At 69.6% G+C, this 24,540-nt stretch carries 23 protein-coding genes; 11 read left to right on the top strand and 12 right to left on the bottom strand.

Annotated elements, in window-relative coordinates; genetic code table 11:
* Positions 1-18 precede the first annotated feature (18 nt).
* From LPH33_RS05745 to LPH33_RS05735, 3 genes are all read left to right on the top strand, one after another.
* Complete coding sequence (locus tag LPH33_RS05745) at positions 19-648, top strand: DUF2461 domain-containing protein (protein ID WP_160873891.1); 630 nt, start codon at positions 19-21, stop codon at positions 646-648.
* Between the two features lie 157 nt (positions 649-805).
* Positions 806-1,489, top strand: coding sequence for a hypothetical protein (locus tag LPH33_RS05740; RefSeq protein WP_026060991.1), 684 nt, complete (start codon positions 806-808; stop codon positions 1,487-1,489).
* Between the two features lie 222 nt (positions 1,490-1,711).
* Positions 1,712-4,300: a LuxR C-terminal-related transcriptional regulator gene (locus LPH33_RS05735; protein ID WP_229567403.1), complete on the top strand. Its 2,589-nt coding sequence runs from the start codon at positions 1,712-1,714 to the stop codon at positions 4,298-4,300.
* On the opposite strand, the gene LPH33_RS05730 is transcribed toward LPH33_RS05735, so the two are convergent.
* From LPH33_RS05730 to egtA, 5 genes are all read right to left on the bottom strand, one after another.
* On the bottom strand, positions 4,269-5,495 hold the full coding sequence (locus LPH33_RS05730; RefSeq protein ID WP_145691643.1) for an MFS transporter: 1,227 nt from the start codon (positions 5,493-5,495) through the stop codon (positions 4,269-4,271). The two genes, LPH33_RS05735 and LPH33_RS05730, sit on opposite strands and share 32 nt — an antisense overlap.
* Positions 5,496-5,559: 64 nt before the next feature.
* On the bottom strand, positions 5,560-6,516 hold the full coding sequence (gene egtD / locus LPH33_RS05725) for an L-histidine N(alpha)-methyltransferase (protein ID WP_088899095.1): 957 nt from the start codon (positions 6,514-6,516) through the stop codon (positions 5,560-5,562).
* Positions 6,513-7,262: an ergothioneine biosynthesis protein EgtC gene (egtC, locus tag LPH33_RS05720; RefSeq protein ID WP_088899094.1), complete on the bottom strand. Its 750-nt coding sequence runs from the start codon at positions 7,260-7,262 to the stop codon at positions 6,513-6,515. The genes egtD and egtC overlap by 4 nt, the downstream gene beginning before the upstream one ends.
* A complete protein-coding gene (gene egtB / locus LPH33_RS05715; RefSeq protein ID WP_088899093.1) occupies positions 7,255-8,547 on the bottom strand; it encodes an ergothioneine biosynthesis protein EgtB in 1,293 nt (430 codons plus the stop codon). The genes egtC and egtB overlap by 8 nt, the downstream gene beginning before the upstream one ends.
* The gene (gene egtA, locus LPH33_RS05710; RefSeq protein ID WP_145691644.1) at positions 8,544-9,767 is read right to left on the bottom strand and encodes an ergothioneine biosynthesis glutamate--cysteine ligase EgtA; all 1,224 of its coding nucleotides are present in this window, start codon (positions 9,765-9,767) and stop codon (positions 8,544-8,546) included. Before egtA ends, egtB begins: the two co-directional genes overlap by 4 nt.
* A gap of 160 nt (positions 9,768-9,927) precedes the next feature.
* Between egtA and LPH33_RS05705 the strand changes: the two genes are divergently transcribed.
* From LPH33_RS05705 to pth, 3 genes are all read left to right on the top strand, one after another.
* Positions 9,928-11,106, top strand: coding sequence for an aminotransferase class V-fold PLP-dependent enzyme (locus tag LPH33_RS05705; protein ID WP_145691645.1), 1,179 nt, complete (start codon positions 9,928-9,930; stop codon positions 11,104-11,106).
* A gap of 232 nt (positions 11,107-11,338) precedes the next feature.
* A complete protein-coding gene (locus LPH33_RS05700) occupies positions 11,339-11,947 on the top strand; it encodes a 50S ribosomal protein L25/general stress protein Ctc (RefSeq protein ID WP_088899091.1) in 609 nt (202 codons plus the stop codon).
* Positions 11,948-12,042: 95 nt separating this feature from the next.
* On the top strand, positions 12,043-12,615 hold the full coding sequence (gene pth / locus LPH33_RS05695; RefSeq protein WP_088899121.1) for an aminoacyl-tRNA hydrolase: 573 nt from the start codon (positions 12,043-12,045) through the stop codon (positions 12,613-12,615).
* A gap of 25 nt (positions 12,616-12,640) precedes the next feature.
* Here the strand turns inward: pth and LPH33_RS05690 are convergent, their stop codons facing one another.
* Positions 12,641-14,278, bottom strand: a complete 1,638-nt coding sequence (locus LPH33_RS05690; RefSeq protein WP_088899090.1) for a fatty acyl-AMP ligase — start codon at positions 14,276-14,278, stop codon at positions 12,641-12,643.
* A 205-nt stretch (positions 14,279-14,483) separates the two neighbouring features.
* On the opposite strand from LPH33_RS05690, the gene LPH33_RS05685 reads away from it, so the two are divergent.
* Positions 14,484-16,193, top strand: a complete 1,710-nt coding sequence (locus LPH33_RS05685) for a peptide chain release factor 3 (protein ID WP_229567401.1) — start codon at positions 14,484-14,486, stop codon at positions 16,191-16,193.
* Positions 16,194-16,294: 101 nt separating this feature from the next.
* Positions 16,295-16,912: a hypothetical protein gene (locus tag LPH33_RS05680; RefSeq protein WP_202399333.1), complete on the top strand. Its 618-nt coding sequence runs from the start codon at positions 16,295-16,297 to the stop codon at positions 16,910-16,912.
* A gap of 18 nt (positions 16,913-16,930) precedes the next feature.
* Here LPH33_RS05680 and LPH33_RS05675 read toward each other — a convergent pair whose 3' ends face one another.
* From LPH33_RS05675 to LPH33_RS05655, 5 genes are all read right to left on the bottom strand, one after another.
* Positions 16,931-17,971 (bottom strand): enoyl-CoA hydratase/isomerase family protein, encoded by a 1,041-nt coding sequence (locus LPH33_RS05675; protein WP_160873886.1) that lies wholly within the window; start codon positions 17,969-17,971, stop codon positions 16,931-16,933.
* A gap of 49 nt (positions 17,972-18,020) precedes the next feature.
* The gene (locus tag LPH33_RS05670; RefSeq protein ID WP_160873885.1) at positions 18,021-18,692 is read right to left on the bottom strand and encodes a pyridoxine/pyridoxamine 5'-phosphate oxidase; all 672 of its coding nucleotides are present in this window, start codon (positions 18,690-18,692) and stop codon (positions 18,021-18,023) included.
* A 25-nt stretch (positions 18,693-18,717) separates the two neighbouring features.
* Positions 18,718-19,179, bottom strand: coding sequence for a VOC family protein (locus tag LPH33_RS05665; RefSeq protein WP_016695772.1), 462 nt, complete (start codon positions 19,177-19,179; stop codon positions 18,718-18,720).
* A gap of 14 nt (positions 19,180-19,193) precedes the next feature.
* Positions 19,194-19,676, bottom strand: a complete 483-nt coding sequence (locus LPH33_RS05660) for a nuclear transport factor 2 family protein (protein ID WP_088899085.1) — start codon at positions 19,674-19,676, stop codon at positions 19,194-19,196.
* 135 nt (positions 19,677-19,811) lie between these two features.
* On the bottom strand, positions 19,812-20,420 hold the full coding sequence (locus LPH33_RS05655; RefSeq protein ID WP_016695774.1) for a TetR/AcrR family transcriptional regulator: 609 nt from the start codon (positions 20,418-20,420) through the stop codon (positions 19,812-19,814).
* A 100-nt stretch (positions 20,421-20,520) separates the two neighbouring features.
* Between LPH33_RS05655 and LPH33_RS05650 the strand changes: the two genes are divergently transcribed.
* The 3 genes from LPH33_RS05650 to LPH33_RS05640 are packed head-to-tail and all read left to right on the top strand — an operon-like array spanning position 20,521 to position 23,983.
* Entirely contained in the window at positions 20,521-22,035 is a 1,515-nt protein-coding gene (locus LPH33_RS05650) for an acetyl-CoA acetyltransferase (protein ID WP_229567400.1), read from the top strand.
* The gene (locus LPH33_RS05645) at positions 22,032-22,826 is read left to right on the top strand and encodes an enoyl-CoA hydratase/isomerase family protein (RefSeq protein WP_088899083.1); all 795 of its coding nucleotides are present in this window, start codon (positions 22,032-22,034) and stop codon (positions 22,824-22,826) included. The genes LPH33_RS05650 and LPH33_RS05645 overlap by 4 nt, the downstream gene beginning before the upstream one ends.
* A gap of 2 nt (positions 22,827-22,828) precedes the next feature.
* Complete coding sequence (locus tag LPH33_RS05640; RefSeq protein WP_088899082.1) at positions 22,829-23,983, top strand: acyl-CoA dehydrogenase family protein; 1,155 nt, start codon at positions 22,829-22,831, stop codon at positions 23,981-23,983.
* Between the two features lie 74 nt (positions 23,984-24,057).
* Here the strand turns inward: LPH33_RS05640 and LPH33_RS05635 are convergent, their stop codons facing one another.
* A complete protein-coding gene (locus LPH33_RS05635) occupies positions 24,058-24,495 on the bottom strand; it encodes a DUF6069 family protein (RefSeq protein WP_088899081.1) in 438 nt (145 codons plus the stop codon).
* Positions 24,496-24,540 lie beyond the last annotated feature (45 nt).

Below are 24,540 nucleotides of genomic sequence, written 5' to 3'. Positions count from 1 at the left end.
CGGGGCAGACTTGTCCGGGTGTTCACCGGATTTCCCGTCGCGGCCCTCGACTTCTACGACGATCTCGAGGCCGACAACAGCAAAGCATTCTGGGCCGCGCACAAGGCCGTCTACGACGACTGCGTGCGCGGCCCGATGCTTGCCCTGCTCGCGGAACTCGAGGAGGAGTTCGGGGAGGGCAAGGCCTTCCGTCCGTACCGCGACGTGCGGTTCAGCAAGGACAAGCTGCCGTACAAGACCCATCAGGGCGGATTCGTCTCCGTCGCGCAGAGCGTCGGTTACTACGTCGAGATCAACGCCGCGGGGCTGCGGGTCGCCGCGGGCCTGTTCCACGGCTCGTCCGACCAGATCGCCGGATACCGGGCCGGGGTCGATCACGACCGTCGCGGCCCCGAACTCGGGAGGATCGTGCGCAAGCTCGAGCGCGCAGGATACGAGATCGGCGGCGACCGGTTGAAGTCCCGGCCGCGCGGCGTGGACGCCGATCATCCCCGCATCGAACTCATGCGTCACCGGTCGCTGTGGGCCGGCCGCACCGAGATCTCCCCGCCGTGGATCGACAGTCCGCGCACCCTCGAGGAGGTGCGTTCGGCATGGCGCGAGTTCCGGCCGCTGGTGCGCTGGCTCGCCGCCGCCACCGCAACGTGATCCGGCAGACCGGGTGGTATGGAAATGCTGTGTGGCGCAATGGTTTGAAGGACGCGCCGGGAGGGGAATGATCTTCGTCACGCCGCGCGAAATCGTCGCAGGTCGTGCGAGACCCCCCTCCCCTGCGTAACTCGGCTTTCACCTAAAGTGGCACCTCGTGACCGACGCGCAAACTCTCGAAGCCCCTACGGAAAACGCGACAATCCGAACGGTCCGACGATGGTCGCCGGGTGCGTGCGTCTGGTGTGGTGACACCGACTCGGTCGAGGTCTTCCGCAACGAACCTCGCTGTGCCACATGCCGTAAGCACGAAGCCGTCATCGACGAGGCCCGCAAGTTCATGGGCATGTACGGCCTGCGCCCCATCGGCGGCACCCTGCAGTCCGACGACGAGGAGGAGTACGAGCACCGCCTCGCCGCCCGCGAGGCCCGCCGCGCCCTCAACGACATCCGTCTCGCCGAGCAGCCCGACCCGGCACTCGTGCGCAAGGCGCTGCGTCCCCGCGCCGCCGCGATCACCGAGAGCCACACCGGTTCCTCCGCGCAGACCTCCACGCGTCCGTCCTCCGCATCCCGAAGCTCGTCCTCGTCCTCCTCGCCCAAGCCGGCGAAGACCGCGGCTCCGGTCCGGACGGGTGCCGTGGACGTCGAGGAGATCCAGACCCGCGCCCTCGCGCTGCTCGATCAGCTCTCCGCGATCGACGCGCAGCTCGCCCTCGTGGCCGAGCAGAGCGGTCTCGCCGCCCGCGCCCGCCGCAGCGATCTGGAGAAGCAGAAGGCGACGATCCTGCGCACCCTCGCCGCACTCGAGAAGGCACGTCTGAGCGCATCCGGCAGCTAGTCGCCGGACCGCACCACCGCAGCCCCGCCCCGCTCCGTCGAGTCCGCTCGACGATCCGGGTGCGGGGCTGCGGTCGTTACCGCACGTCACAGTAGGTGTCGTTACCCCACCTCACGACAACGGACCGGGTAGTCTGTGATCGACCAAGGGCCTGTCGGGGGGCGCTGCTCGGGCGTTCTCGCCTGCGCGGATCCGGGCCGAAGCCTGTCCGAAGGAGTGCGCGTGAGTGTTTCCGACTCCCCTCGCGTCGGTGCACCCGCGTGGCGATCGTTGTCCTCGGCCCTGGCGCGACCCCGACTGTTCGCGTGTCTCGACCGGTGCTCCACGCTGACGGTGATCGACGCTCCCCCGGGCTTCGGCAAGCGGACACTCGTCGCGGGATGGCTTCATCAGGGCGGCGCACCCGACCACACGATCGTCTGGATTCCCGAACTCACCGCGTCCGGCGACGGCGACCTGTCCGAGCGTGTGCTCGAGGTCCTCGCCGACCACCCGGCCGTCGACGTCGCCACCGAGGGTTCCGACGAGTCCCCGTTCGAACGCGTGGTCCGTACCTTCCGCGATCTGGGCTCACCCTGCCTGCTCGTGCTCGCCTGTGTGTCGCCGGAGAACTCGGCCGACGTGCTCGAAGGGACCCTCCGGCTGCTCGATCGCTGCCCGCGGCTCGATGCGATCGTCTGCCTGCCGGGAAACAGCACCGACATGACCGAGGTCGTCCTCCGGGGAATCGACTCCACGTACGTCCCGGCCGCCGATCTCGCGTTCACCGTCGAGGAGACGACGACGCTGTTGCGCGACGCCGGACCGGAGCGCTCCGACAGCGAGTGCGAGGTCGTGTGTCGCGTGCTCGGTGGTGTGCCCACCTTGGTCTGGGCGGCCGCGGTCGTCGCCCGGAGCCGGCCCCAGCGCCTGATCGACTCCCGGGGACTGCCGACCCCTGCCTTGGCCCGCCTCGTGCGGACGTACGTCGAGAACCGGCTCGACGAACTCGACGACGCGCACCGCGAGTTCGCGTTCTCGGTCGCCGCTGCCCACAGTGTCACCGCCGACCGGGCAGCCGAACTGACGGGCACGGCGGATGCCGAAGCATCACTGGCCATGCTCGCCGCGGCAGGCCTCGTGATGGATTCGCCCTTCGACGATCCCCGGACGTGGCGGTGGCCCGACGCCGTCCGCTCCTGTGTGCTCGACATCTCCCGCCGGGAACACCCCGGACGGGTCGACGCACTGCTCGTCGAACTGGCCCGGGCGCACCGCGACGCCGGCAAGCCCGCCGAGGCGTCGATCTATGCCGTCGAGGCCGGCGACTGGCAGACCGCCGTGGCGATCGTCGAGGAATCCTGGGCGCGCATGGTCGACAGTTCCTTCGACGTTCTCGTCAAGGTGCTCCGGCAGATCCCCGACCAGGAACTCGGCGACCATCCGTCGGTCCAGGCCGGTCGCGCGCTGTTCACACAGATGCTCGACGAACATTCGATCCTGCACGCCTCCCTGCCCACGGATCCCGACGAACTCGCCGAGCTCGGGAAGACGCCCGGCGCCGCGCAGGCCGTCTACGTCGCGACGGTGCAGACCCTGACCCTGCGGGTCTCGGGCGAGTTCGGTGAGGCCGCGCGGTTGACGCTGCTGTTACGTCCGCTGGTCCATTCGATCCTCGAACACCGGCCCGACGATCTCGGCCCGCAGCTTCCGCTGCTGCGCGTGCAGTGGGCGATCACGCTCCAGCTCGCCGGATATCTGACCGAGTCCACCACCGTCTTCCGCCGCGCCTACCGCGGTGCCTACGCCGCGAACATCGCCTTCGTCATCCAGAACGCCGCAGGCAGCTCGGCGCTGAACTGGGCGGTGACCGGCGACAATCCGCGCGCCCGGGAATGGCTGCGCACCGAGAGCAACGCCGAGCCCACCGAGGGCCGCTGGGGCGAGATGGTCAAGGTGGGCGGCCGGGTGGCGTCCACGCTCGTCCACCTCGACTCGCTCGAGCTCGACCGTGCCGTCGGATATCTCGACGAGCTCGGCGTCCCGCGGGTCTCGGAGGAACTCTGGGGATTCGTCGCCTACGGCCGGGCCTACTACAACCTGGTGACGGGCAACGCCTACGACGGACTCACCGAACTCCACCGGCTCATCGCCTCGCACCACGACCTGTTCGCCCGCGGCGCGTTCTCCCGCATCCTGCTCGGGGCTGCCGAGATCGATCTGCATCTGGCGCTCGGCAACGGCAACCTCGCGCGCGCCCTCGCCGAGGAGGCGCCGCAGAACCATCCGATACTCGTGGTGACGAATGCGCGCGTCGAACTGTTCACCGGCCATCCCGACGTCGCGCTCAAGAAGCTCAAGCGCGTTCACTGGACGGAGTGCGGCTTCCCGCGCGCACATCTCGAGGCGTTGCTCGTCGAGGCGAGCGCCCATCTCGATCTCGACGAGAAGGACGCCGCGGTCCGCAGTTGGCAGCGGGCCTGCACACTCGCCGAGGCCCTCGGCAACCGCCGCGCCTTCACGACTCTGGCCGAAGGTGTCGCCGGGCGTCTCGCGGAACTCGGCGGTCCCACCGGCCCGGACGAAGCGATCGGGTCCGTCTTCACCGAACCCGTCACCCACGTCGAACTGTCCCGGCGTGAGACGGACGTGCTGGAGTTGCTCGCACTGGGATCGACGCACGCCGACATCGCGAAGAAGTTGTTCGTCTCGCACAACACGATCAAGACCCAGTTGCGCAGCATCTACCGCAAGCTCGGGGTGCACACGCGGGTGGAGGCGATCGGCCGGGCGCGTGATCTCAGGCTGTTGCCGGTCCGCCGGTCGCTGTAGCCGAACGCGCACGCATCCGGGCGGTGAGCCGCAGATCGAGCGCCCACACGACGCCCGCGAGCGCCGCCAGTCCGACACCGAGCACGCACACAGCGGTCCACCCACCGGCGCTCCACGCCATCGTGCCGAGCGCCGAACCGGATGCCGCCCCGACGAAGTAGCCCGTCATGTAGACCGAATTGACGCGCGAGCGGGCGTCGGGGTCGAGGGCGTACACGATGTTCTGGTTGGTGATGTGCACGAGATTGAGCGCGAGGTCGACGACGAGCATCCCGACGACGAACCACACCAGCGAACTCCCACCCGCCGCGAGCGCCGCCCACGACGCGATCAGCGTGAACACCCCCACCGCCGTCGTCGGCGGTCCGTAACCGCGGTCGACGAGCCGGCCCGCCGCGGTCGCGGCGAACGCACCGGCCACCCCGGCCAGCCCCACGAGGCCGATCTGCAGGTCGTCGAGGCCGAACGGCGGGTCGGACAGCAGGAACGCCATCGTCGAGAACAGCGCACCCACCGACGCGAAACCCAGTCCGCCGAGCAGCGTCCTGGTCCGCAGGCGGGGATGCGTGACGATCAACGTCCCGAGGGATCGCAGGATGCTGCCGTAACCCTGACGGACCACCGGTGGCGTCGCCGGCAGCACCCGCCACAACGCGAGGGCCACGATCACCATGGCGACCGTGCTCACCCGGTAGACCGTCGTCCAGCTGTCGCCGAGTTCGGCGAGGATGCCCGCGACGCTCCGGGCCACGAGGATCCCGACGAGCAGGCCGCTCATCACGGTACCGACCGCGCGACCCCTCGATTCCGGCGTCGCGAGGGTCGCTGCGAACGGCACCAGTACCTGCGCGGCCACCGAGAACAGACCGGCGATCGCGGTGCCCACCACGAGCACCCCGATGTTCGGTGCGAAACCGCTCAGCCCCTGACCCGCCGCCGCGGCCAGCATGAGCATCACCGCCAGTCGCCGCTGCGGGAACATGTCGCCGAGCGGCACGAGGAACAGCAGGCCGAGAGCGTAGGCGACCTGTGCGACCGTCACAGTGGAAGCGGCGGCCGATCGGGAGGTGTCCAGCGCTTCGGCGATGGAGTCGAGCAGCGGCTGGTTGAAATAGTTGCCGCCCACACACAGACCCGTCGCCACGGCCATGAGCACCAGGACCGGGGTCGTCAGGACGGCACGGGAGGACGTCATGTCCTCCAGCGTCCCGTGTGGGCGCGGCGGAAGTCGAATCGCCTCGTCGGCCGCCTGTCGAGGGCTACTCCCGGGACGCGGCGAGCAGGACGAACCGTCCGTCCGGATCCACCCATTCGTGCCGGACGACGAATCCCGCGTCGGCGAGTTCCTGCGAGATACCGACGAGGCGGAACTTCGCGGAGATCTCGGTCCGGATCTGCTCCCCCTCGGCGAGGGTGATCTGCAGATCGAGGCCCGGGATACTCACGTCCATCGCCTCGGTCGCCTCGAGGCGCATCTCGATCCACTCGTTCTCCGGGTCCCAGACGGCACGATGCACGAACCGGGCGGGATCGAAGTCGGCGCCGAGCCGGGCGTTGAGCACCCGCAGGACGTTCCGGTCGAACTCCGCCGTCACCCCCGCCGCGTCGTCGTAGGCGGCGATCAGGGTGTCGCGGTCGATGACGAGCCCGGCGCCGAGCAGCAACCACTCGCCGGGGTCGAGGATCGCGGCCGTCCCGGCAAGGAACTGTGCGCGCTCGCTCGGGACGAGGTTGCCGATCGTGCCGCCGAGGAACGCGATCGCGCGTTTCCCGCCGGCAGGAAGATGCGCGAGCGAATCGGTGAAATCGCCGACCACCCCGTGCACCGTCAGGTTCGGATACTCCGCCGCCAGTCTGGTGACGGCCGACCGCAACGCCGGTTCGGAGACGTCCTGCGGCACATAGGTGTGGAGATACGGTTCGAGGGCGTCGAGCAGCACGTGCGTCTTCTCCGACGACCCGGAGCCGAGTTCGACGAGCATCTCGGGGCGGGCGGCGTCGGCGAAGTCGGCGGCGTGCTGTCGCAGCAGGGTGAACTCGGTGCGCGTCGGGTAGTACTCGGGCAGCCGCGTGATCTCGTCGAACAGTTCGCTGCCGCGCGCGTCGTACAGCCAGGTCGGTGACAGGTACTTGGGATCGGACGTGAGTCCGCGCCGTGCGTCCTCGCGCAGTTTGGCGTCGAGGTCCTCGGGGCGCAGATGCACGTCGACGATCACGGTGAGCCGACCTCCAGTGGTGAGACGATGAGTTTGCCCGGCATCGCAGCGACGAGATGCCGGTCGGGTACGGGTTTCCAGCGACTGTCGTCGTCGAACGGTTCGGACGCCACGATCGCGACCTGCTCGTCGACGAACGTCCACAGCGAGTGGTACCAGGCGGTGGCCCAGATCCCGGATTCGTTGCACAGCAACATGTTCAGCCGTGAGTCCGGTGCGAGTTCCAGCACGTCGTGGACGAGTGAGATCAGTGCCGGTTCGGGATCGGCCGAGCGCAGCCGCGATTGGAGCAGGAGCCACAGCGTGGCGGCGTCGGTGGGCGATTCGAGCCGCAGCAGTTCGGCGACGGGCAGCGCGGCGGCGAGCGTGACGAGCGATCCCGGCCAGCCCCGGACGACACCGTTGAGGCTGAACGCCCACCGGTCGTCGGAGAAGGGTGCGGACGCCGATCGTTCGACGGGCATCCCCTCGGTGGCCGAGCGGGTCGCGGCGACGACGGTGCGCGACCGTATCGACGTCAGGCCTTCACCGACGAAGGAATCGGACCAGATCGGCAACGCCGACCGGTAGCGTCCGAAGGTGCCCTCGGCACTCCACCATCCGACACCGAAACCGTCGGCGTTGATCGTGCCTCCCCCACGCATGTCGGTGGGCGCCCACGACTGGCGGAGCAGTGAATTGGTTCCGGTGGACAACAGTGCGGCGACGTTCGTCTCCGGTCCGATGTACGCCAGATGTCTACACATCGCCCGTCCCGTACGCGACGCGGAGCCCGGAGAAGATCTGGCGGCGGATGGGCAGATCCCAGTTGCGGAAGGTTCCGCGGCACGCGACCTCGTCGGTTCCGAAGGAGCCTCCGCGCAGCACCCGGTGTCCGTCGCCGAAGAAGACCTCCGAGTACTCGCGGTACGGGAACGCGCGGAAGCCCGGATAACCGGTGAACGGGGTGGACGTCCACTCCCACACGTCGCCGATCAGCTGGTGCACTCCGAGCGGTGACGCTCCCTGCGGATACGCGCCGACGACGGCGGGACCGAGATGACGCTGACCGAGATTGGCGTGGTCGGGGCCGGGATCCTCGTCGCCCCACGGGAATCGGCGGCTTGCTCCGGTGGCCGGATCCCAGCGTGCCGCCTTCTCCCATTCGGCCTCGGTCGGAAGACGTCCACCGGCCCAGCAGGCGAACGCCTCGGCTTCGTGGAAGCACACGTGCACGACCGGCTCGTCCGGGTGCAGCGGCGCGGTGCGACCGAAGGCCGTTCGGTTCCATCCGGTTTCGTCGCGACTCCAGAATTGCGGGGCCTCGAGACCGGCGTCGAGGCGATGCCGCCAACCGACCTCGCTCCACAGTTCGGGCCGCTCGTAGCCACCGTCCTCGACGAACTCGAGGTACCGACGGTTGGTGACGGGCACCGCGTCGAGCTCGAACTCCGGCACCTCGACGACGTGCGCCGGACGTTCGTTGTCGAGGGCCCACGGATCGGTGGACGTGCCCATCTCGAATGCGCCGGCGGGGATCCGGACGCGTTCGGTGTCGCGGACGGTTCCGGTGCGCGGCGCGTCCGGCGCGTCGAGCAGCGGCGGCCCCTGCCGCAGTTGGTGAGTCGCGAGCATCGTCTCGTCGTGCTGCTGTTCGTGTTGTGCGACCATCGCGAAGACGAAGCCCTCGCGGGTCAGCTCGTCGTCGAATGCACTGTGCTCGAGCACGTCCCAGGTGAGATCGCGGACGGCACGCGCGTAACCGCGGGCGGCGTCGGGGTCGAGCAGCGGCAGCCCCGTGCGGGTCGCGCGGGGATGCCGGAACGCGTCGTAGAGATCGTCGATGTCGCCGCGGACCGCAGGGCGCCGGCCCGCGACCCGCACGAGCCAGCGTTCCTCCTGGTTGGCGATGTGCGCGAGATCCCACACCAGCGGGCTCATCAACGGCGAATGTTGTGCGGTGAGATCCTGTTCCGGCACGGAGGTGAGTACCTCGGTGCGGGCACGCGCCCGCTCGAGGTGACGCCTGAGCGCAACACGAGCAGGTGTCACCGCACCTCCTCACCCGGCGCCAGTCCGCGCAGGCACCGTGCCGCGGCCGCGTCGAGCGCCGCGGTGAACCGCATGTCGCGGGAGGACTCCGCCGCGAGAGAGAGCAGACCCGCTGCGGCAGCACGCAATTCGAGCGATGCGAGACCGACGCGGGCCGCCTCGGCCCACTGGTCGCGCACCGGGGCGGCGATCGCGCACGCCTCCACGGAGACCTCGGGTGCCGACAGCAACGCCTCGAGGGCCGCGACGGGTACCTGCCACGACTCGGCCGGTTGCGCATCGAGATAGCGCACCTCGAGGTGCCCGCACGGCCGAACGGGCGGGAACAGCGTCGTCATGTGGTAGTCGAGGTCGTCGACGGTGGGTCGACGACGGATGTCGGCGTCGAGCTCGCCCGCGAGCCATGCCGCGAAGGTCGCGCCGGGCGGTGCGTACCACTCGGGCAGCTCCGAACGCACGCAGGTCAGCGGTGCGTCGAGCACCCACGCGGGGTAGTCGGCGGGATGGTCGACGTGACCGAGAGCGGGATCGAGTTCGAGCCACGTGCGCATCCGCTGCGACGCCCAGTCGCCCTCCGGAGCGCCCCGCAGCCGGGGCGAGCACGCGAAGGCCGCGATCATCGCCGGGCCGATGGCGTGGAGCAGCTCCCAGCGCTGCACGATCTCCGCCTCGTCGCGTCCCGCGTCGACGGAAACCTGCACCGACGCAGTGCTGTTCATCATGAGCCGGCCCATCGGGCCGATGCGGTCGTAGCGGAGTTCCATCGCCCCGTAGCGCGGGGTGCGTAGCAGACGGTGGGGAGGCCGCACCTCGTCGGCGGCGCGGTCGAGCATGATCACCGACCGGCGGGCCAGCAACGCCCGGAGCATGCGGAGGTCGGCCGTGAGCCGATCGCACACCTGCCGCGCCGAGGTGCACGGCACGCTCGACAGCTCGACCTGACCACCCGGCTCGACGCTGACCGCACTGCCCGACGGCAGGGGACGGGCGGACGACGACGGCGCCACCGTGCGCGGTGCGTGGGGCCCGAGGGCCTCGACGAGCGTCGTGAGTTCGGGACGCGATTCGGTGCCGTCGGCCCGCGCGGTGAGCCATTCGAGTTCGACCCCGATCAACCTGGGAATTCCCAGCCGGAACGCCCTGCTGCGGACGTGATCCTCCGCTGCTGCTCGGGAGCCGAGTTCCTTACGGGCACGGGAGGCCGAGGCATCGACTGCCATTGCCATTCGTCCACCCCCTCGGCCGGTGCGCCAGGTCTGCGGTCGAGACTAACCCGCCCGGGGACACGACGCGCGGATAACGCACCGGTGCGTGCGCGAACGCACTCCACCGGGCAGGCTCGACTCCGACGATACGGACGACGGAGGAGGTGAGCGGTCCGTGCTGGACCTCCAGGCGGCTCGACGCGACACACCGGGATGCTTCGACCGGGTCTTCCTCGACAGCGCCGGCTCGTCGCTGCCCCCGACACCGGTGCTCGAGACGATGCTCGCGCACCTGCGCCGCGAGGCCGAGGTCGGCGGGTACGTGGCGGCCGACGAGCGGCTCGACGACCTGACGGCCGTGAAGACCTCGCTCGGTCGCCTGTTCGACGTGCCGGAGACCTCCCTCGCGCTGTCCGACGGCGCCTCGCGCGCATGGACGTCCTTCTTCTACGCCGTGCCGCTCCAACCGGGTGACCGCATCCTGATCTCGCAGGCCGAGTACGCCGCGAACGCGATCGCCGCGCTGCAGCGCGCGCAGGCGACCGGCGCCACCGTCGAGGTCGTTCCGTCCGATCCGTCCGGTCGCATCGACGTCGAGGCACTCGAGGGGATGCTCGACGAACGGGTGCGGCTCGTGTCCGTCGTACACGCCCCCACCAACGGCGGGCTGGTCAACCCCGTCCGGGAGATCGCCGACGCCGCGCACGCGGTCGGGGCGCTCGTGTTGCTCGACGCGTGCCAGTCGGTGGGGCAACTGCCGGTGAGCGTGCCCGAACTCGATGTCGACGCACTGTCGGGCACCGGGCGCAAGTGGCTCCGCGGTCCGCGCGGCACCGGTTTCCTCTACGTGCGGCCGCGGCTGGTGACCGAACTCGAACCGGCGGTGCTCGACCTGCACAGTGCCTCGTGGACTTCGGCCGACAGCTACGAGCTCGCCCCCGACGCCACGCGCTTCGAGATGTGGGAGGCCTCGGTGGCGGCCCGGCTCGGTCTCGGCGCAGCCGTGGACTATCTCCTCGATCTGGGTGTCGACGCCGTGGCCGAAGCGGTGGCCTACCGGGCCGGGCACGTGCGGGACGGGCTCGCAGGCATCGACGGCGTCACCGTCACCGATCTCGGTGAGCAGCGCAGCGGCATCGTCTCGTTCACCGTGGACGGCCGCGACCCGCGGGAGGTCCGCGATGCCCTGGCCGAGCGGTCGGTGACGGTCACGGTCAGCAGCCGCAGTTCGACGCTGCTGGACATGACCTCGCGCGACCTGCAGTCGGTGGTGCGGGCGTCGCCGCACTACTTCGTCTCGCCCGCCGACGTCGACAGGTTCCTCGCCTCGGTGCACGACATCGCCCGTTCGTGAGGCCGTGCGCCGCTCGTGGCCGCGAGTCGACGACAGGGCTGTTTGTCCCCGCTCGACGTCGTCCGGTAAAGTGGTTCGAGTTGTCTCGGCGAGGGTGAACCGCAATATCGCTGGATCACCGTGATCGACGCGGCTGCGACGGAAGCAATGTGCTCCCCGGTCGCACGTGTCGGATCCGTTCGTTCGAGAACACCCGACCACGAAGTGCCACCAGCGTAGGAGCCGTCACATCATGTCCGACGAGAATCGTCTCGTAGCCAGCGTCCGCACCGAGTTCGGCAAGGGTGCCGCACGCCGCGCCCGTCGCGCCGGCCAGGTCCCCGCCGTCCTCTACGGCCACGGCACCGAGCCCCGGCACCTCGCCCTCCCCGACCTCGAGTTCGCAGCCGTGCTGCGTAACCACGGCACCAACGCCATCCTCACCCTCGACATCGACGGCGAGGATCAGCTCGCGCTGACCAAGTCGGTCGTCGTCCACCCCATCCGCCGCTACATCGAGCACGCCGACCTGCTCGTCGTGAAGAAGGGCGAGAAGGTCACCGTCGAGGTGCCCGTCGTCCTCTCCGGTGAGGCCGGCTCCGGCACGCTGGTGGTCAACGAGGTCAACACCATCAAGCTCGAGGCCGACGCCCTCAACATCCCCGAGGAGATCACCGTCTCGATCGAGGGCGCCGAGGCCGGCACCCAGATCCTGGCCGGTGGCGTCGAGCTGCCCGCCGGTGCGACCCTGCAGGACGATCCCGAGCTGTTGCTCGTGAACATCGTCGAGGCTCCCTCCGCCGACGCCATGGAAGGCGCCGAGGGCGAAGAGACCTCCGAAGAGGCCTCCGAGGAGGCCTGAGCCTTCCCCGGCTCCCTGTGAAGTCACTCGTGCGGCGCGTCATCCCTTCGGGGTGGCGCGCCGCACGTCGTTCGAATGCACGGAAGGATCAGCTCGTGGGCGACGACGCCGCGCTCGTGGTCGGTCTCGGCAACCCCGGCCCGAAGTACGAGAACACCCGGCACAACATCGGATTCATGGTGGCCGACGTGCTGGCCGGACGTGTGGGCGGCAAGTTCTCCGCGCACAAGCGCAGCAACGCCGACATCGTGCAGGCCCGGCTCGACGGGCGGCAGGTGATCATCGCGAAGCCGCGCACCTACATGAACCTGTCCGGTGGTCCGGTCGCCTCCCTCGCCAAGTTCTTCTCGGTCGATCCCGCGAACGTGATCGTCGTGCACGACGAGCTCGACCTGGACTTCGGGACGATCCGGCTCAAGCTCGGAGGTGGCGAGAACGGCCACAACGGCCTGCGGTCGACCTCGTCGGCGCTCGGCACCAAGGACTACCTGCGGGTCCGGATGGGCATCGGCCGCCCGCCCGGTCGCCAGGATCCCGCCGACTTCGTGCTCAAGCCGTTCTCGGCCATCGAACGCAAAGAACTCGACGTGTGGTGCGAGGAAGGCGCCGACGCCGTCGAACTGCTGTTGAAGCTCGGCCTCGAGGGCGCCCAGAACCGCATCCACTGACCCCGCATCGATCGGCGCGGGACGGTCAGGCCCGCGTCAGCAGCGCCAGCGAGGTGCCGCGACGCAGCTTGCCCGAGGAGGTCTTCGGGATGCTGCCGGGACCGAGCACCGCGACCGTGCGGGGCCTCACGCCCACCTCGGCGACCACCGCGTGCACGACGTCGTGTTCGATGCGGCGCACCTCGTCCGGGTGGTCGAAGAGTTTGGTCTCCACGGCCACCGCGAACGATTCGCGCTTGTCCCCCGCGTCGAGCCGGATGGCGACGGCGTTGCCGGGACGCACGCCGTCGACGGTCCCCGCCGCCCGTTCGATGTCGGTGGGATAGATGTTGCGGCCGCCCATGATGATGACGTCCTTCACCCGGCCGCACACCACGACGAGTCCGTCCTCGGTGAAGTAGCCCACGTCGCCGGTGTCGAGCCAGCCGTCCGCATCCTGCGCGGGGACGGGTCCGTCCACGGTGAGATAACCGTGCGTGACGGCCTCGCCGCGCAACTGGATGATGCCCACGCCGCGGGGCGGCAGCACCTGCCCGTCGCGGTCGACGACCCGGCCCTCGAGACCGGCCACGAGACGGCCGAGGGTGGGCATGCGGCGTGCGTGGGTGCGGTTGGTCGGCACGGCCATCCCGCCGGCTTCGAGCAGGTCGGGGTCCACCACGTCAAGCACCATCCCGCGTCCCGGATCGGGAACCGACACCGCGAGGGTGGTCTCGGCCATCCCGTAGGAGGGCGCGAGGGCGGACGGGTCGAGACCGAAGCGCTCTCCGGCCTCCGCGAGCGCCTCCATCGTGTCGGGATCGACCGGCTCGGCACCGTTCCACATCCAGCGCATCGACGACAGGTCCAGCGCGCCGTCCGGCGCCTGCGACAACTTCCGGGCCAGCAACGAGTACGCGAAATTCGGTGCTGCGGTGAGGGTTCCGCGATACTTGCTGATCAGCTCCGCCCACAGGATCGGCGAACGCAGGAAGTCCAGTGGCGTGACCGACACGACCTCGGCGCCCACCTGCATGGGGACGCTGAGGAAGGCCACCATGCCCATGTCGTGGAACAGCGGCAGCCAGCTGATCATGACGTCGTCGTCGAGCGAGAACTTGACGCGGTCCATCATCGCCGTCGCGTTGGCGTAGAAGTTGCCGTGCGTGATCCGCACCGCCTTCGGCGAGCCCGTGGAGCCGGACGTCAGCTGTTGCAGCACGATGTCGGACTCCGCCGTGTCGACGGGATCGACGGGCCTCCCCTCCCGCATCCGCTCCACGGTGACGACGGAGATGCCGCGTTCGCGCAGCAGCGGCTCCGCGATCTCGAAGGGTGCGCCGAGCACGACGGCGCGGGCGTCGATCATCCGCAGCACCACCTCGGTGTCGCGCGACCACATCTGCAGGTCGGTGCGCGGGGTGGGCTGGTGCAGCATCGTCACGCTTCCGCCGCGCATCCAGACAGCCTGGCAGACCGGCGCGATGTCCACCGGCTGTCCTGCGAGGACGCCCACCGCGTCACCGGGTCCGATGCCCGCCGCGGCCAGCGCGCCGGCCATGCGTCGCGCCTGCCGGTGGATCCCTCCCCAGCTCTGCCGCAGCGGCGTATCCGGTTCGCCGGTGATCAGAGCCCCGGTGTCCGCCTCCGCCGTCGCGTACATCTCCTCGGTGAACCTGCTCACGACCCGCTCCTCGTCCGGTGGTGCACGACCTCGATCAAGATCCGGTAGTTGCACATCAGCGTGCGCCGTCGAGCGGTCGGTATGGGGCGACCCCGGGGAAACGTGATCGAATCTGGCGGAAATCGACACCGAATCGCCGAGTAACATGGACGAGTTGGCGGCGATAGCGCCCCTACTCCCTGCCCCCTTCGAGAGGTTTTTCCCGTTGAGCACCCCGCACGCTTCGGCCGACAGTCAATCCACCGGCACGACGGAGCCTGCGCAGTCCTCCGGCACAGCGAAGCCCGGGTCCGCGAAGGAGGTCAGAGCCGAAGCCGAGCGCAGACGCACCTTCGCCGTCATCTCCCATCCCGACGCCGGTAAGTCGACGCTCACCGAGGCGCTCGCCCTGCACGCGAAGGTCATCTCCGAGGCCGGCGCGGTCCACGGCAAGGCCGGCCGCAAGTCGACGGTCTCCGACTGGATGGAGATGGAGAAGGCCCGCGGCATCTCCGTCAGCTCCACGGCCCTGCAGTTCAACTACACCCGCTCGGACATCGCGGGCACCGACGACGAGGTCGTCAACGTCGTCAATCTCGTCGACACCCCCGGCCACTCCGACTTCTCGGAGGACACCTACCGCGTCCTCACCGCCGTCGACGCCGCCGTCATGCTCATCGACGCGGCGAAGGGCCTCGAGCCGCAGACGCTGAAGCTGTTCCAGGTGTGCCGCCACCGGGGCATCCCCGTGGTCACCGTCATCAACAAGTGGGACCGCCCCGGCCGCACTCCGCTGGAACTGCTCGACGAGATCGACGAGCGCATCGGCCTGACGCCGACTCCCCTGTTCTGGCCCGTGGGCATCGCCGGCGACTTCCGCGGTCTGCTGCGCCGCGGCGAGGACGGAGACGCGGCCGAGTACATCAAGTTCACCCGCACGGCCGGTGGCGCCAAGATCGCGCCCGAGGAGCATCTGTCCCCCGACGAGGCGCTCGCCCTCGAGGGCGACACCTGGGTCGAGGCCGCCGAGGAGTCCGAACTGCTGTCGGCCAACGGCCAGGACCACGATCAGGAGTTGTTCCTCGCCGGGCAGACCTCGCCGGTGATCTTCGCGTCGGCGATGCTCAACTTCGGTGTGCGGCAGATCCTCGACACCCTGGTCACGCTCGCTCCGCCGCCGCGGGCCCGTCTCGCGATCGACGAGACCGCTCGCGAGGTCGACGATCCGTTCAGCGCCGTCGTGTTCAAGGTGCAGGCCGGCATGGACACCGCCCACCGCGATCGGCTCGCGTTCATGCGTGTGGTCTCGGGTGTGTTCGAGCGCGGCATGGTCGTCACGCACGCGCAGACCGGTAAGCCCTTCGCCACCAAGTACGCGCTGACGGTCTTCGGTCGCGAACGCTCCACGGTGGAGAACGCCTATCCGGGCGACGTCGTCGGCCTGGTCAACGCGACCGCGCTGGCGCCGGGCCACACCCTCTACGTCGACAGGAAGGTGGAGTTCCCGCCGATCCCGTCGTTCGCGCCCGAGCACTTCGCGATCCTGCGGGCCGAGAGCGCCTCGAAGTACAAGCAGTTCCGCAAGGCCGTGGACCAGCTCGACTCCGAGGGCGTCGTGCAGATCCTCCGCAACGACGTCCGCGGCGACGCGTCGCCGGTGATCGCGGCCGTCGGTCCGATGCAGTTCGAGGTGGTCGCGGCGCGGATGAAGGCCGAGTACAACGTCGATCCGAAGATCGAGCATCTCGGCTACTCGCTCGCGCGTCGCACCGACGCGGCCTCGGCCGACGAGCTGAACCGCCAGCGCGGTGTCGAGGTGTTCACCCGATCGGACGGCGTGCTCCTCGCTCTCGTCAGCGACAAGTGGCGGCTGCAGTACATCCTCAAGGAGCTGCCGGAGCTGACTCTCGAACCGTTGGTCGCGGCCACCGACTGACCGTCCCGACGACGCCGGACGGGTAGTGCGTCCAGCGGATTTTACTGATACTTTCCCTTTCGTCGATCCGACGTATTCGGGTGGAATCAGGAGTTGTGTCGATGAACGACGACGTACCGGCCACGGCCGGTGAGGACCTGTCGTCCGGTGGGACGGCGGAGACCGGCAGGCGATCCGGACGCGCGAAGCGCTCGGGCACCTTCGTCTACCCGTTGCCGAGCACTCCTCTTCCGAGCAGTACCCCGCTGACGAGTACGCCGGATCCCGGAACACACCGCACGAGCGTGGGGGACGCAGTGCTCGAAGGTGACCCGGCCGGCGGGGTGGGCGCCGGCAATTCCGAGGAAGGAACGACCCTGGTGAGCAGCACCGGCACGAACGGCTCCGCGAGCGGGCCCGCCACCACCACCACGACGACCACGACGGCCACCGAGAGCCTCGGCACGATCACCGCACCGGGCCCGGTCCCGTCACGGCGCAATTCGATGGGCGTGGCGTCGGTGCGCATCGCCGCGCGACTCGCGCAGAACGAACTGACCTCCCGCGACTCGCGCGGCATCGGCTCGCACGGCGACCCGATGGCAGATGACGACGAACTGCTCACCCTGCTCGGCGAGTACCTGCTCGCCGGTGGCCTCGAGAAACCCGAGATCCACGCGACCCTCGGTGGGCAGCCCATCGTCGTCGACCTGCAGGTACCGCAGCGTCACGCCCGGTAGCGGCGGGCAGGTCCCGGGTTATCCGTCGCCGAACAGTGCGGCGATCGCCGCCGGATCGACGTCCTCGAGCGTCGCGGGCGACCACTGCGGGTCGCGGGTCTTGTCGACGAGCACGGCGCGCACACCTTCGATGAAGTCCGGCGTCGCGGCGACGCGCACGGCGACATCGAGTTCGCGGGCGAAGCATTCCTCGAGGGTGCTCTCGGCGCCGCGCCGCATGAGTTCGGCCGTGGCCCACACGCTCGTCGGCGACAACGACCGCAGGGCCGTGCGGGTCTGCTCCGCCCACTCGGCGTCGATGTCGGTGAGGCTGTCGAGGCGGGCCACCATGTCGAGCACCGTGCCGTCGCCGAACACCGTTTCGATATCGGGGAAACGGTGTGCCAGGGAGGATCCGGGGGCCGGTTCGACGAACTCGTCGAGGGCGTCGCGCCACTGGCCGGCGCGGATGCGGTCGGCGAACTCGTCGATGCGGGCGCTGGGCACATGGTGCGTGGCCAGGCCGACGGCCAGCGCGTCGCCGGCGTCGATGCGGGCACCGGTGAGTGCGAGGTACATCCCCACCGCGTCGCACCGCGCGGTGGTGCCGCGCAGGCGCGGGAGGAAGTGGCTCGACCCGATGTCGGGGACGAACCCGATGGCGGTCTCGGGCATGGCCATCGTGGTCTTCTCGGTGGTGACGCGCACCACGCCGTGCACCGAGATACCGAGGCCACCGCCCATCGTGACGCCGTCGAGGACGGCGAGATAGGGCTTCGGGTAGGTGGCGACCAGTTCGTCGAGGCGGTACTCGTCGGCGAAGTACTCCCGGACGGTGTCGAAGCGTCCCTCGAGGGCCACCTCGCGCACCGGCTTGACGTCGCCACCGGCGCAGAACGCGCGGTCGGACGTGCTGGTGACGAGCACGGCCGTGACGGCCGGGTCGTCGCGCCAGGCGAGAAGCGACGAACGGACGTCGCGGATCATCGACCGGTCGAGCGCGTTGAGCGCACCGGGACGGTCGAGTTGCACTTCGCCGACTCCGTTGGCGACGCGTGTGCGGATGAAGGACTCGTTCACGGGCGGGAGCCTACCGGTCGCACGGGACGGATCCCTCTCACGCGACACGTCACGGATGAAGTTCCTCGGTGACCCACCGCTCGCCCACCCGACGGTAGCGACACCGCAGGTGCCGCCGGCCCGGGTCCGCCTGCCAGAACTCCACGGCCTCGGCGGCGACGCACCACGCCGTCCAGTGCGGCGAGACGAGGTCCGGATCGTGTTCGAGCGCGGTCAGGCGTTCCCGCACGAGGGCGTCGTACTCGGCGGGATCGGTGAGGACCTCGCTCTGGTGTCCCGTGGACGCGACCGCACGGGCGAAGATCGACCGTTCCCGGAAGTCGCGGGCACACACCTCGGGTGGGCCGACCAGGACGGGCCCGCGCACGCGGATCTGCCGGCCGAGTTCGCGCCAGTACACGGTGAGCGCGGCGGCCGGTGTCGTGTCGAGCTGGCGGCCCTTCGGGGAACGGTCGTCGCCGGAGAACCACCAGCCGTCGTCGGTGACGTCCTTGATGAGCAGCATGCGTGCGTCGGGCGTCCCGGACGGGTCGACGGTCGACAGGGTCGCGGCGTGCGGCTCGGCGACGCCGGCCTCGGCCGCCTCGGCGAGCCACCGGAGGAAGGTCTCCTGCGGCGTCGCGGCCGGTTCGAACCGCGGGGCGGACGCCGTGAGGGTGGGCAGGGCCCGGATCCAGCCACGGACATCGGGAAACTCACTGCGACGCGCGATCTCGCTCATCGCCGCATGGTACCGAGCGGGGAGCTCATTCCCGAGGGGGCGGCAGCTTGCCGGTCAACGGGCCGACGAGCATCCAGCGATGCCCGAAGGGATCGAGCAGGGTGGCGTTGCGATGACCGTGGGCCTCGTTGATCCACCTCTCGACCGAACCGCCGGCCAGACGGGCGCGGGTGAGCACCGTGTCGGTATCGGCGACCTCGAGCATCAGGCTCACCGAGACCGCTCCCTCCTGCGGCGCGGTGAGTCCGAGTTCAGGGAATTCGTCTGCGAGATAGATCATTCCACTGGGGAACCGCAGTTCGGCGTGCCCGACACGACCGTCGTCCATCACGACCGGTTCGGCGGTCAGCGAGGCCCCGAACACCCGGGTGTACCACTCGATCGCCTCGTGGGCCCGCGGCACCGTCAGATAGGGCAGCGCCCCCGGGCGGGGAAAATCGCCGGAGCCTCCCGGAGGGGGAAAATCGGCGGAGCTCTCCGAGACCATCTCGTCGTTCCCGCTCAGGACGCTTTCGGTTGCTGCAGCAGCGCCCATCGATTGGTCGTCAACCGGACCGAAGGCGAGTCGCCCATGCATGTGACCGTCTCCCAGTTGCGTTGATATCCGGTGCGGCTGATCCGCCAGAATCCGTCGTCACCCAGGCTGTATCGATCGTGGTAGTAGGCCGATCCGCGCAACATCATCCCGTCCTCGGGGATGATCACGGTGTCGGACAGCAACCACACCCCGGTGGCGGTGCGGCCGTCGTCGGCGATGTCGATCTCGGGATGGGAACACGTGTGCTCCGTGATCAAGCGCGTTCCCAGCGTGTTCTCGAGGAAACCTATGAAGGCGTCGCGTGAGTCGAAAACGAGATGCTCCCCGTAGACGGCGTGTGCGTCGGGGGTGAGGGTGTTCGCCAGTTCGTCCCAGTCCTTCGTGTCGAGCGCTCGCGCATAACGGTATTTGAGCCGCGTGATCTCCGCTACCGCCTGCACATCCATCGTCGGCCTCCCATTGGCGCCCCCCCTGCGAGTATTCGCATTCCAGGCTAGCCCGGACGACCGGCGCAGACGGCCGGAATCACACTGTTACCAGGCGGCATTCGATCGCGATTCGATCACGGGAGTGCGTGTCGGTCACGACTCGGGACGGCGCAGCGCGCGGATGGTCGCGTCGACGACGAGTTCGGCGTAGTCGTCGTCGACGCTCTGGTCGGGGGTCGCCAACGCGAACAGCGCGTGACTGAGCACGGTGCCGGTGACCATCTCGAGCAGCAGCGTCGCCGAGGTGTCGGCGGGGAGTTCACCGCGCTCGACGGCGCGGTGCACGATCGTGCGCGCCGCGAGCACGCGGCTGCGGTTGAGGGTGTGGATCAGCCGGGCGAGCAGTTCGGGATTGGCGCGGGCATCGAGCGCGACGCGCAGGCTCACCAGGCCCGGGGTGGTCCGGTAACCGCGCAACAGTTGCCGGGCGAGTTCGACGAGATCGGACCGGAGCGCGCCGGTGTCGATCGGCACGGGCAGCGGACTGCGTGCTTCGAGGGCCTGGACCAGCAGGTCGTCCTTGCTCGACCACCGGCGGTAGAGGGCGGCGCGGCCCACCCGCGCGCGTCGCCCGACCGCGTCGATCGTGAAGCCACGCCAGCTCGTCTCGGAATACACCTCGAGCACGGCGTCGAAGACGCGGTCCTCGAGGTCGGCGTCGCGGGGGCGCCCGCGGCGGCGCGGTGCGGGTACTTCGGTCACGTCGGGCAAGTGTGCCAGACCACTCCTCGATTTACAGACTGAAATAGTCCGTATTAAGCTGGCCGCGTCCTCCTCCCCCCGAGCAGACCGAAGGAACGCCATGACCGACCCCACCCGGGTTCCCGTCGTGATCGGCGTCGGCGACCTGCGCTCCGGCCGTGCCGGTGCGCCCGCCGACCCGCGTGAACCGCTCGACCTCATCCACGAGGCCACCCTCGCCGCGATCGCCGACTCCGGCGCCGATCTCGCCACGCGGATCGACACCATCCACGCGATCAGGACCGCGAGCTGGAACTACGACGACCTGCCGGGCCTGCTCGCCGAACGTCTCGGCGCGACACCCGAGCACACGTCGACCACGCCGATCGGCGGCCACTGGCCGGCGGCCCTGCTCGACCGCATCGGCCACGACATCGCCGCGGGCACCAGCACCGTCGCGCTGCTCGTCGGCGGCGAGGCGCAGGCCTCGGCGACCAACTCCTACAAGGCCGGGACGGATCCGGTCACGCTCGGATGGACCACCGCCCCGGGCGGCCCCGCGCCGATCAGCAACGAGGACCTCGGCAGCCCCGCGATGCAGCGCGCCGGCATGATCGTCCCCACGCGCGCCTACCCGCTGTTCGAGAACCGGCTCAGCCACGATCTCGGACACTCGCGCGAGAAGTCGCTCGACTGGTCGGCGACGCTGTACGCCGCCTTCTCCGAGTTCGCCGCCGAGAACCCGGCGTCGTGGAACCCCGAGCGCCGCACCGCCGACGACATCCGCACCATCGCCGGGAAGAACCGCCTCGTCACCGACCCGTACCCGCTGCTGGTCAACGCGATGCCGTTCGTCGACCAGGCCGCGGCCGTGGTCGTCACCTCGCTCGCCGTGGCCCGCGAACTCGGCGTCCCCGACGACCACCTGCTCTACGTGTGGGGCGGTGCCGGCGCGACCGAGCCCTCGGACGTGCTCGCCCGCGGCGACTTCGGACGCTCGGCCGCACTCGACGACGCGCTGCGCCGCACGCTCTCGGCGACCGACCTGCGTCCCGGCGACTTCGACATCATCGACGCCTACAGCTGCTTCCCCGTGGTCCCGAAGCTGCTCATCGAGCAGCTCGGTCTCCCCCGCGACACCGTCCCGTCGGTGACCGGCGGGCACTCCTTCTTCGGCGGCCCGCTCAACAGCTACACGCTGCACTCGGTGGTGTCGGTGGCAAAGCGGTTGCGTCAGGACGGCGAGCTCGCCCTCGTGCACGGCAACGGCGGCTACCTGACCTACCAGCACGTCGTGGTCCTCGGCTGCGCCCCGCACACCGACGGCTACGTCGGCGACCCCGACCACGTGCTGCTCGAGCCGTCGGCACCCGAGGCCGCCACCGACTACAGCGGTGAGGTCCAGATCGTCACCGCCACAGCCGAATTCGGTCGCGACGGCAACCCGTCGATCGGCTTCCTCATCGGTCTCACCCCCGACGGCCGGCGTGTCTCCGGCCAGACCGACGCCGCCGGCGCCGCGGTCCTCGCCGCCGGAGCCGACATCGTCGGCGAGACCGTCCACGTCACCGACAACGGTGGCAATCTCACCGTCACCCGCATCGAGCACCTGTCCCCCGAGGAGTCCCAGTCGTGAGCGAACCCGTCGTTCTCGTCGAGAAGCGCGAGCACGTCCTGCTCGTCACCATCAACCGTCCCAAGGCGGCCAACAGCATCAACGCCGACGTGCACCAGGCACTCGGTGAGGCCTGGGACCGCGCCGAAGAGGATCGCGACGTGCGCGTCGTGGTGCTCACCGGTGCCGGCGACGCCGTCTTCTGCGGCGGCGCCGACCTCAAGGCCCTCGGCACCAAGGGACCGGACGGGGTCACCCCGCCCGAGACCGCCCACTGGGGCTTCGCCGGTGTCGTCAAGCACCACATCTCCAAGCCCGTCATCGCCGCGGTCAATGGCACCGCGCTCGGAGGTGGCACCGAACTCGCCCTCGCGAGCGATCTCGTCGTCGCCTCCGAGACAGCCGAATTCGGCCTTCCCGAGGTGCACCGCGGCCTGATCGCCGGTGCCGGCGGCGTCTTCCGCATCGGCCAGGCCATCCCCCGCGCCGTCGCGATGGAACTCGTCCTGGCGGGCAAGCCGATGTCGTCCGCCGACGCCCTGCGCTGGGGCCTCGTCAACCGGGTCGTCCCGCAGGCCGACGTCCTCGACACCGCTCTCGCTCTCGCCGCCGACGTCGCGAAGGGCGCTCCGCTCGCCGTGCAGGCCAGCAAGACCGTCGCCCGCGGCATCATCGACGGCAACGTCCCCGCCGAGGACCTGCCCTGGGAGCTGACCGACAAGGCCCTCGCACGTCTCACCACCAGCGCCGACACCCTCGAAGGCGTCATGGCCTTCATGCAGAAGCGCGAACCCGTCTGGAAGGGCGAATAGGCATGACCACCACCGAAGTGATCCGCTGGGACACCGACGAGCAGAAGGCACTCCGTCAGCTCGCCGCGGACTTCACCCGCAAGGAGATCGTCCCCCACCTCGACGAGTGGGAACGTGCCGGCGAGATCCCGCGCGAACTGCACCGCAAGGCCGCCGACGCGGGCCTGCTCGGCGCCTCGGTCGCCGAGGAGCACGGCGGCTCGGGCGGCACCGCCCTCGACATGCTCGCGATCCTCGAGGAGATCATCCTCGCCGGTGGTTCGTCGGGCCTGATCTCGGCGCTGTTCAGCCACGGCATCGCGACCCCGCACATCGTCTCGTCGGGCAACACCGACCTGATCGAGCGGTTCGCACGTCCCGCGCTCGAGGGTCGCGCCATCGGTTCGCTCGCGATCTCCGAGCCCAGCGGTGGCTCCGACGTCGCGAACATCCGCACGACCGCGCGTCGTGACGGCGACGAGTACGTCATCAACGGTGCGAAGCTCTACATCACCTCGGGTACGCGCGCCGACTTCGTGACCACCGCGGTGCGCACGGGCGACGCCGGCGCCGGCGGCATCTCGCTCGTCGTCGTCCCCACGGACACACCGGGTTTCACGGTCTCCCGCAAGCTCGACAAGATGGGCTGGCTGTGCTCGGACACCGCCGAGCTGTTCTACGACGACGTGCGCGTGCCGGTCTCGAACCTCATCGGCGCCGAGAACTCGGCGTTCGGTCAGATCGCGCAGCAGTTCCAGGGTGAGCGCCTGTCGCTGGCCTTCCAGGCCGTCGCCACCGCGCAGCGCTGCTTCGACCTGACCGTCGAGTGGGTGAAATCCCGTGAGACGATGGGCCGCCCGCTGTCCAAGCGTCAGGTCGTGCGGCACCGCCTCGCCGAGCTCGCCACCGAGATCACCGCGGCGAGGACGTTCTGCCGTTCGGTCGCCGAGCGGTGGGTCAACGGCGAGGGCATGCTGCTCGAGACCTCGATGGCGAAGAACAACGCCGTCAAGGTGTGCGACCACGCCGTCATGGAGGCGGTTCAGCTCGCCGGTGGTATCGGCCTGATGCGTGAGAGCGAGGTCGAGCGCCACTTCCGCGACGCCCGCGTCCTCGGCATCGGTGGCGGCACCAACGAGATCATGAACGAGATCATCAGCAAGCTGCTCGGCCTGTAGGTCTCCGCCCGAACTCGGGGGAGGAAATGTGCGACTTTCCTTGCGGAAGAGCACATTTCCTCGCCCTACTCGTTTCAGTCACGCGCACGGAGCATCTCCAGGGCGACGACGACCACCACGGCGATCACGACGTGCATCAGCGTCAGCGCGACGGTGCTCGGCGTGTCGAAGTCCGCGGAGATCGTGCCCTGGATCGTCGCCAGCGGCAGCAGCGCCCCGACGACCTGCGCGATCCGCGCGAAACCGTTCCACCACAGGGTGAGCAGGGCGGCGACGGCGAGACCGACGGTGAGCGGGACGACGGACATGAGCACCACGCCACCGGGCGCCGCGCTCACCACCTCACCGGCGTCGGTGTGTTCGAACGAGCCTCCCGCGACGAGCCCGGCGGCCCACAGCACGAGGTTGACCACCAGTGCGGTCACGACGGACGCGGCAATCACCACCGCGGAACGCGCGAGCCGGGACTGCGGGAGATGCGTAGAGGTACCGGATGTTTCGGTGACGGACATGAATCCTCCTGATGGGCGTTCCTTCTGACGACGCCCATCCTGCGA

Source organism: Rhodococcus sp. RDE2 (assembly GCF_020885655.1).
Lineage (GTDB): Bacteria > Actinomycetota > Actinomycetes > Mycobacteriales > Mycobacteriaceae > Rhodococcus > Rhodococcus pyridinivorans.
The sequence above is the reverse complement of the archived record's forward strand: the minus strand, read 5'-3'. Positions and strand labels throughout refer to the sequence as shown.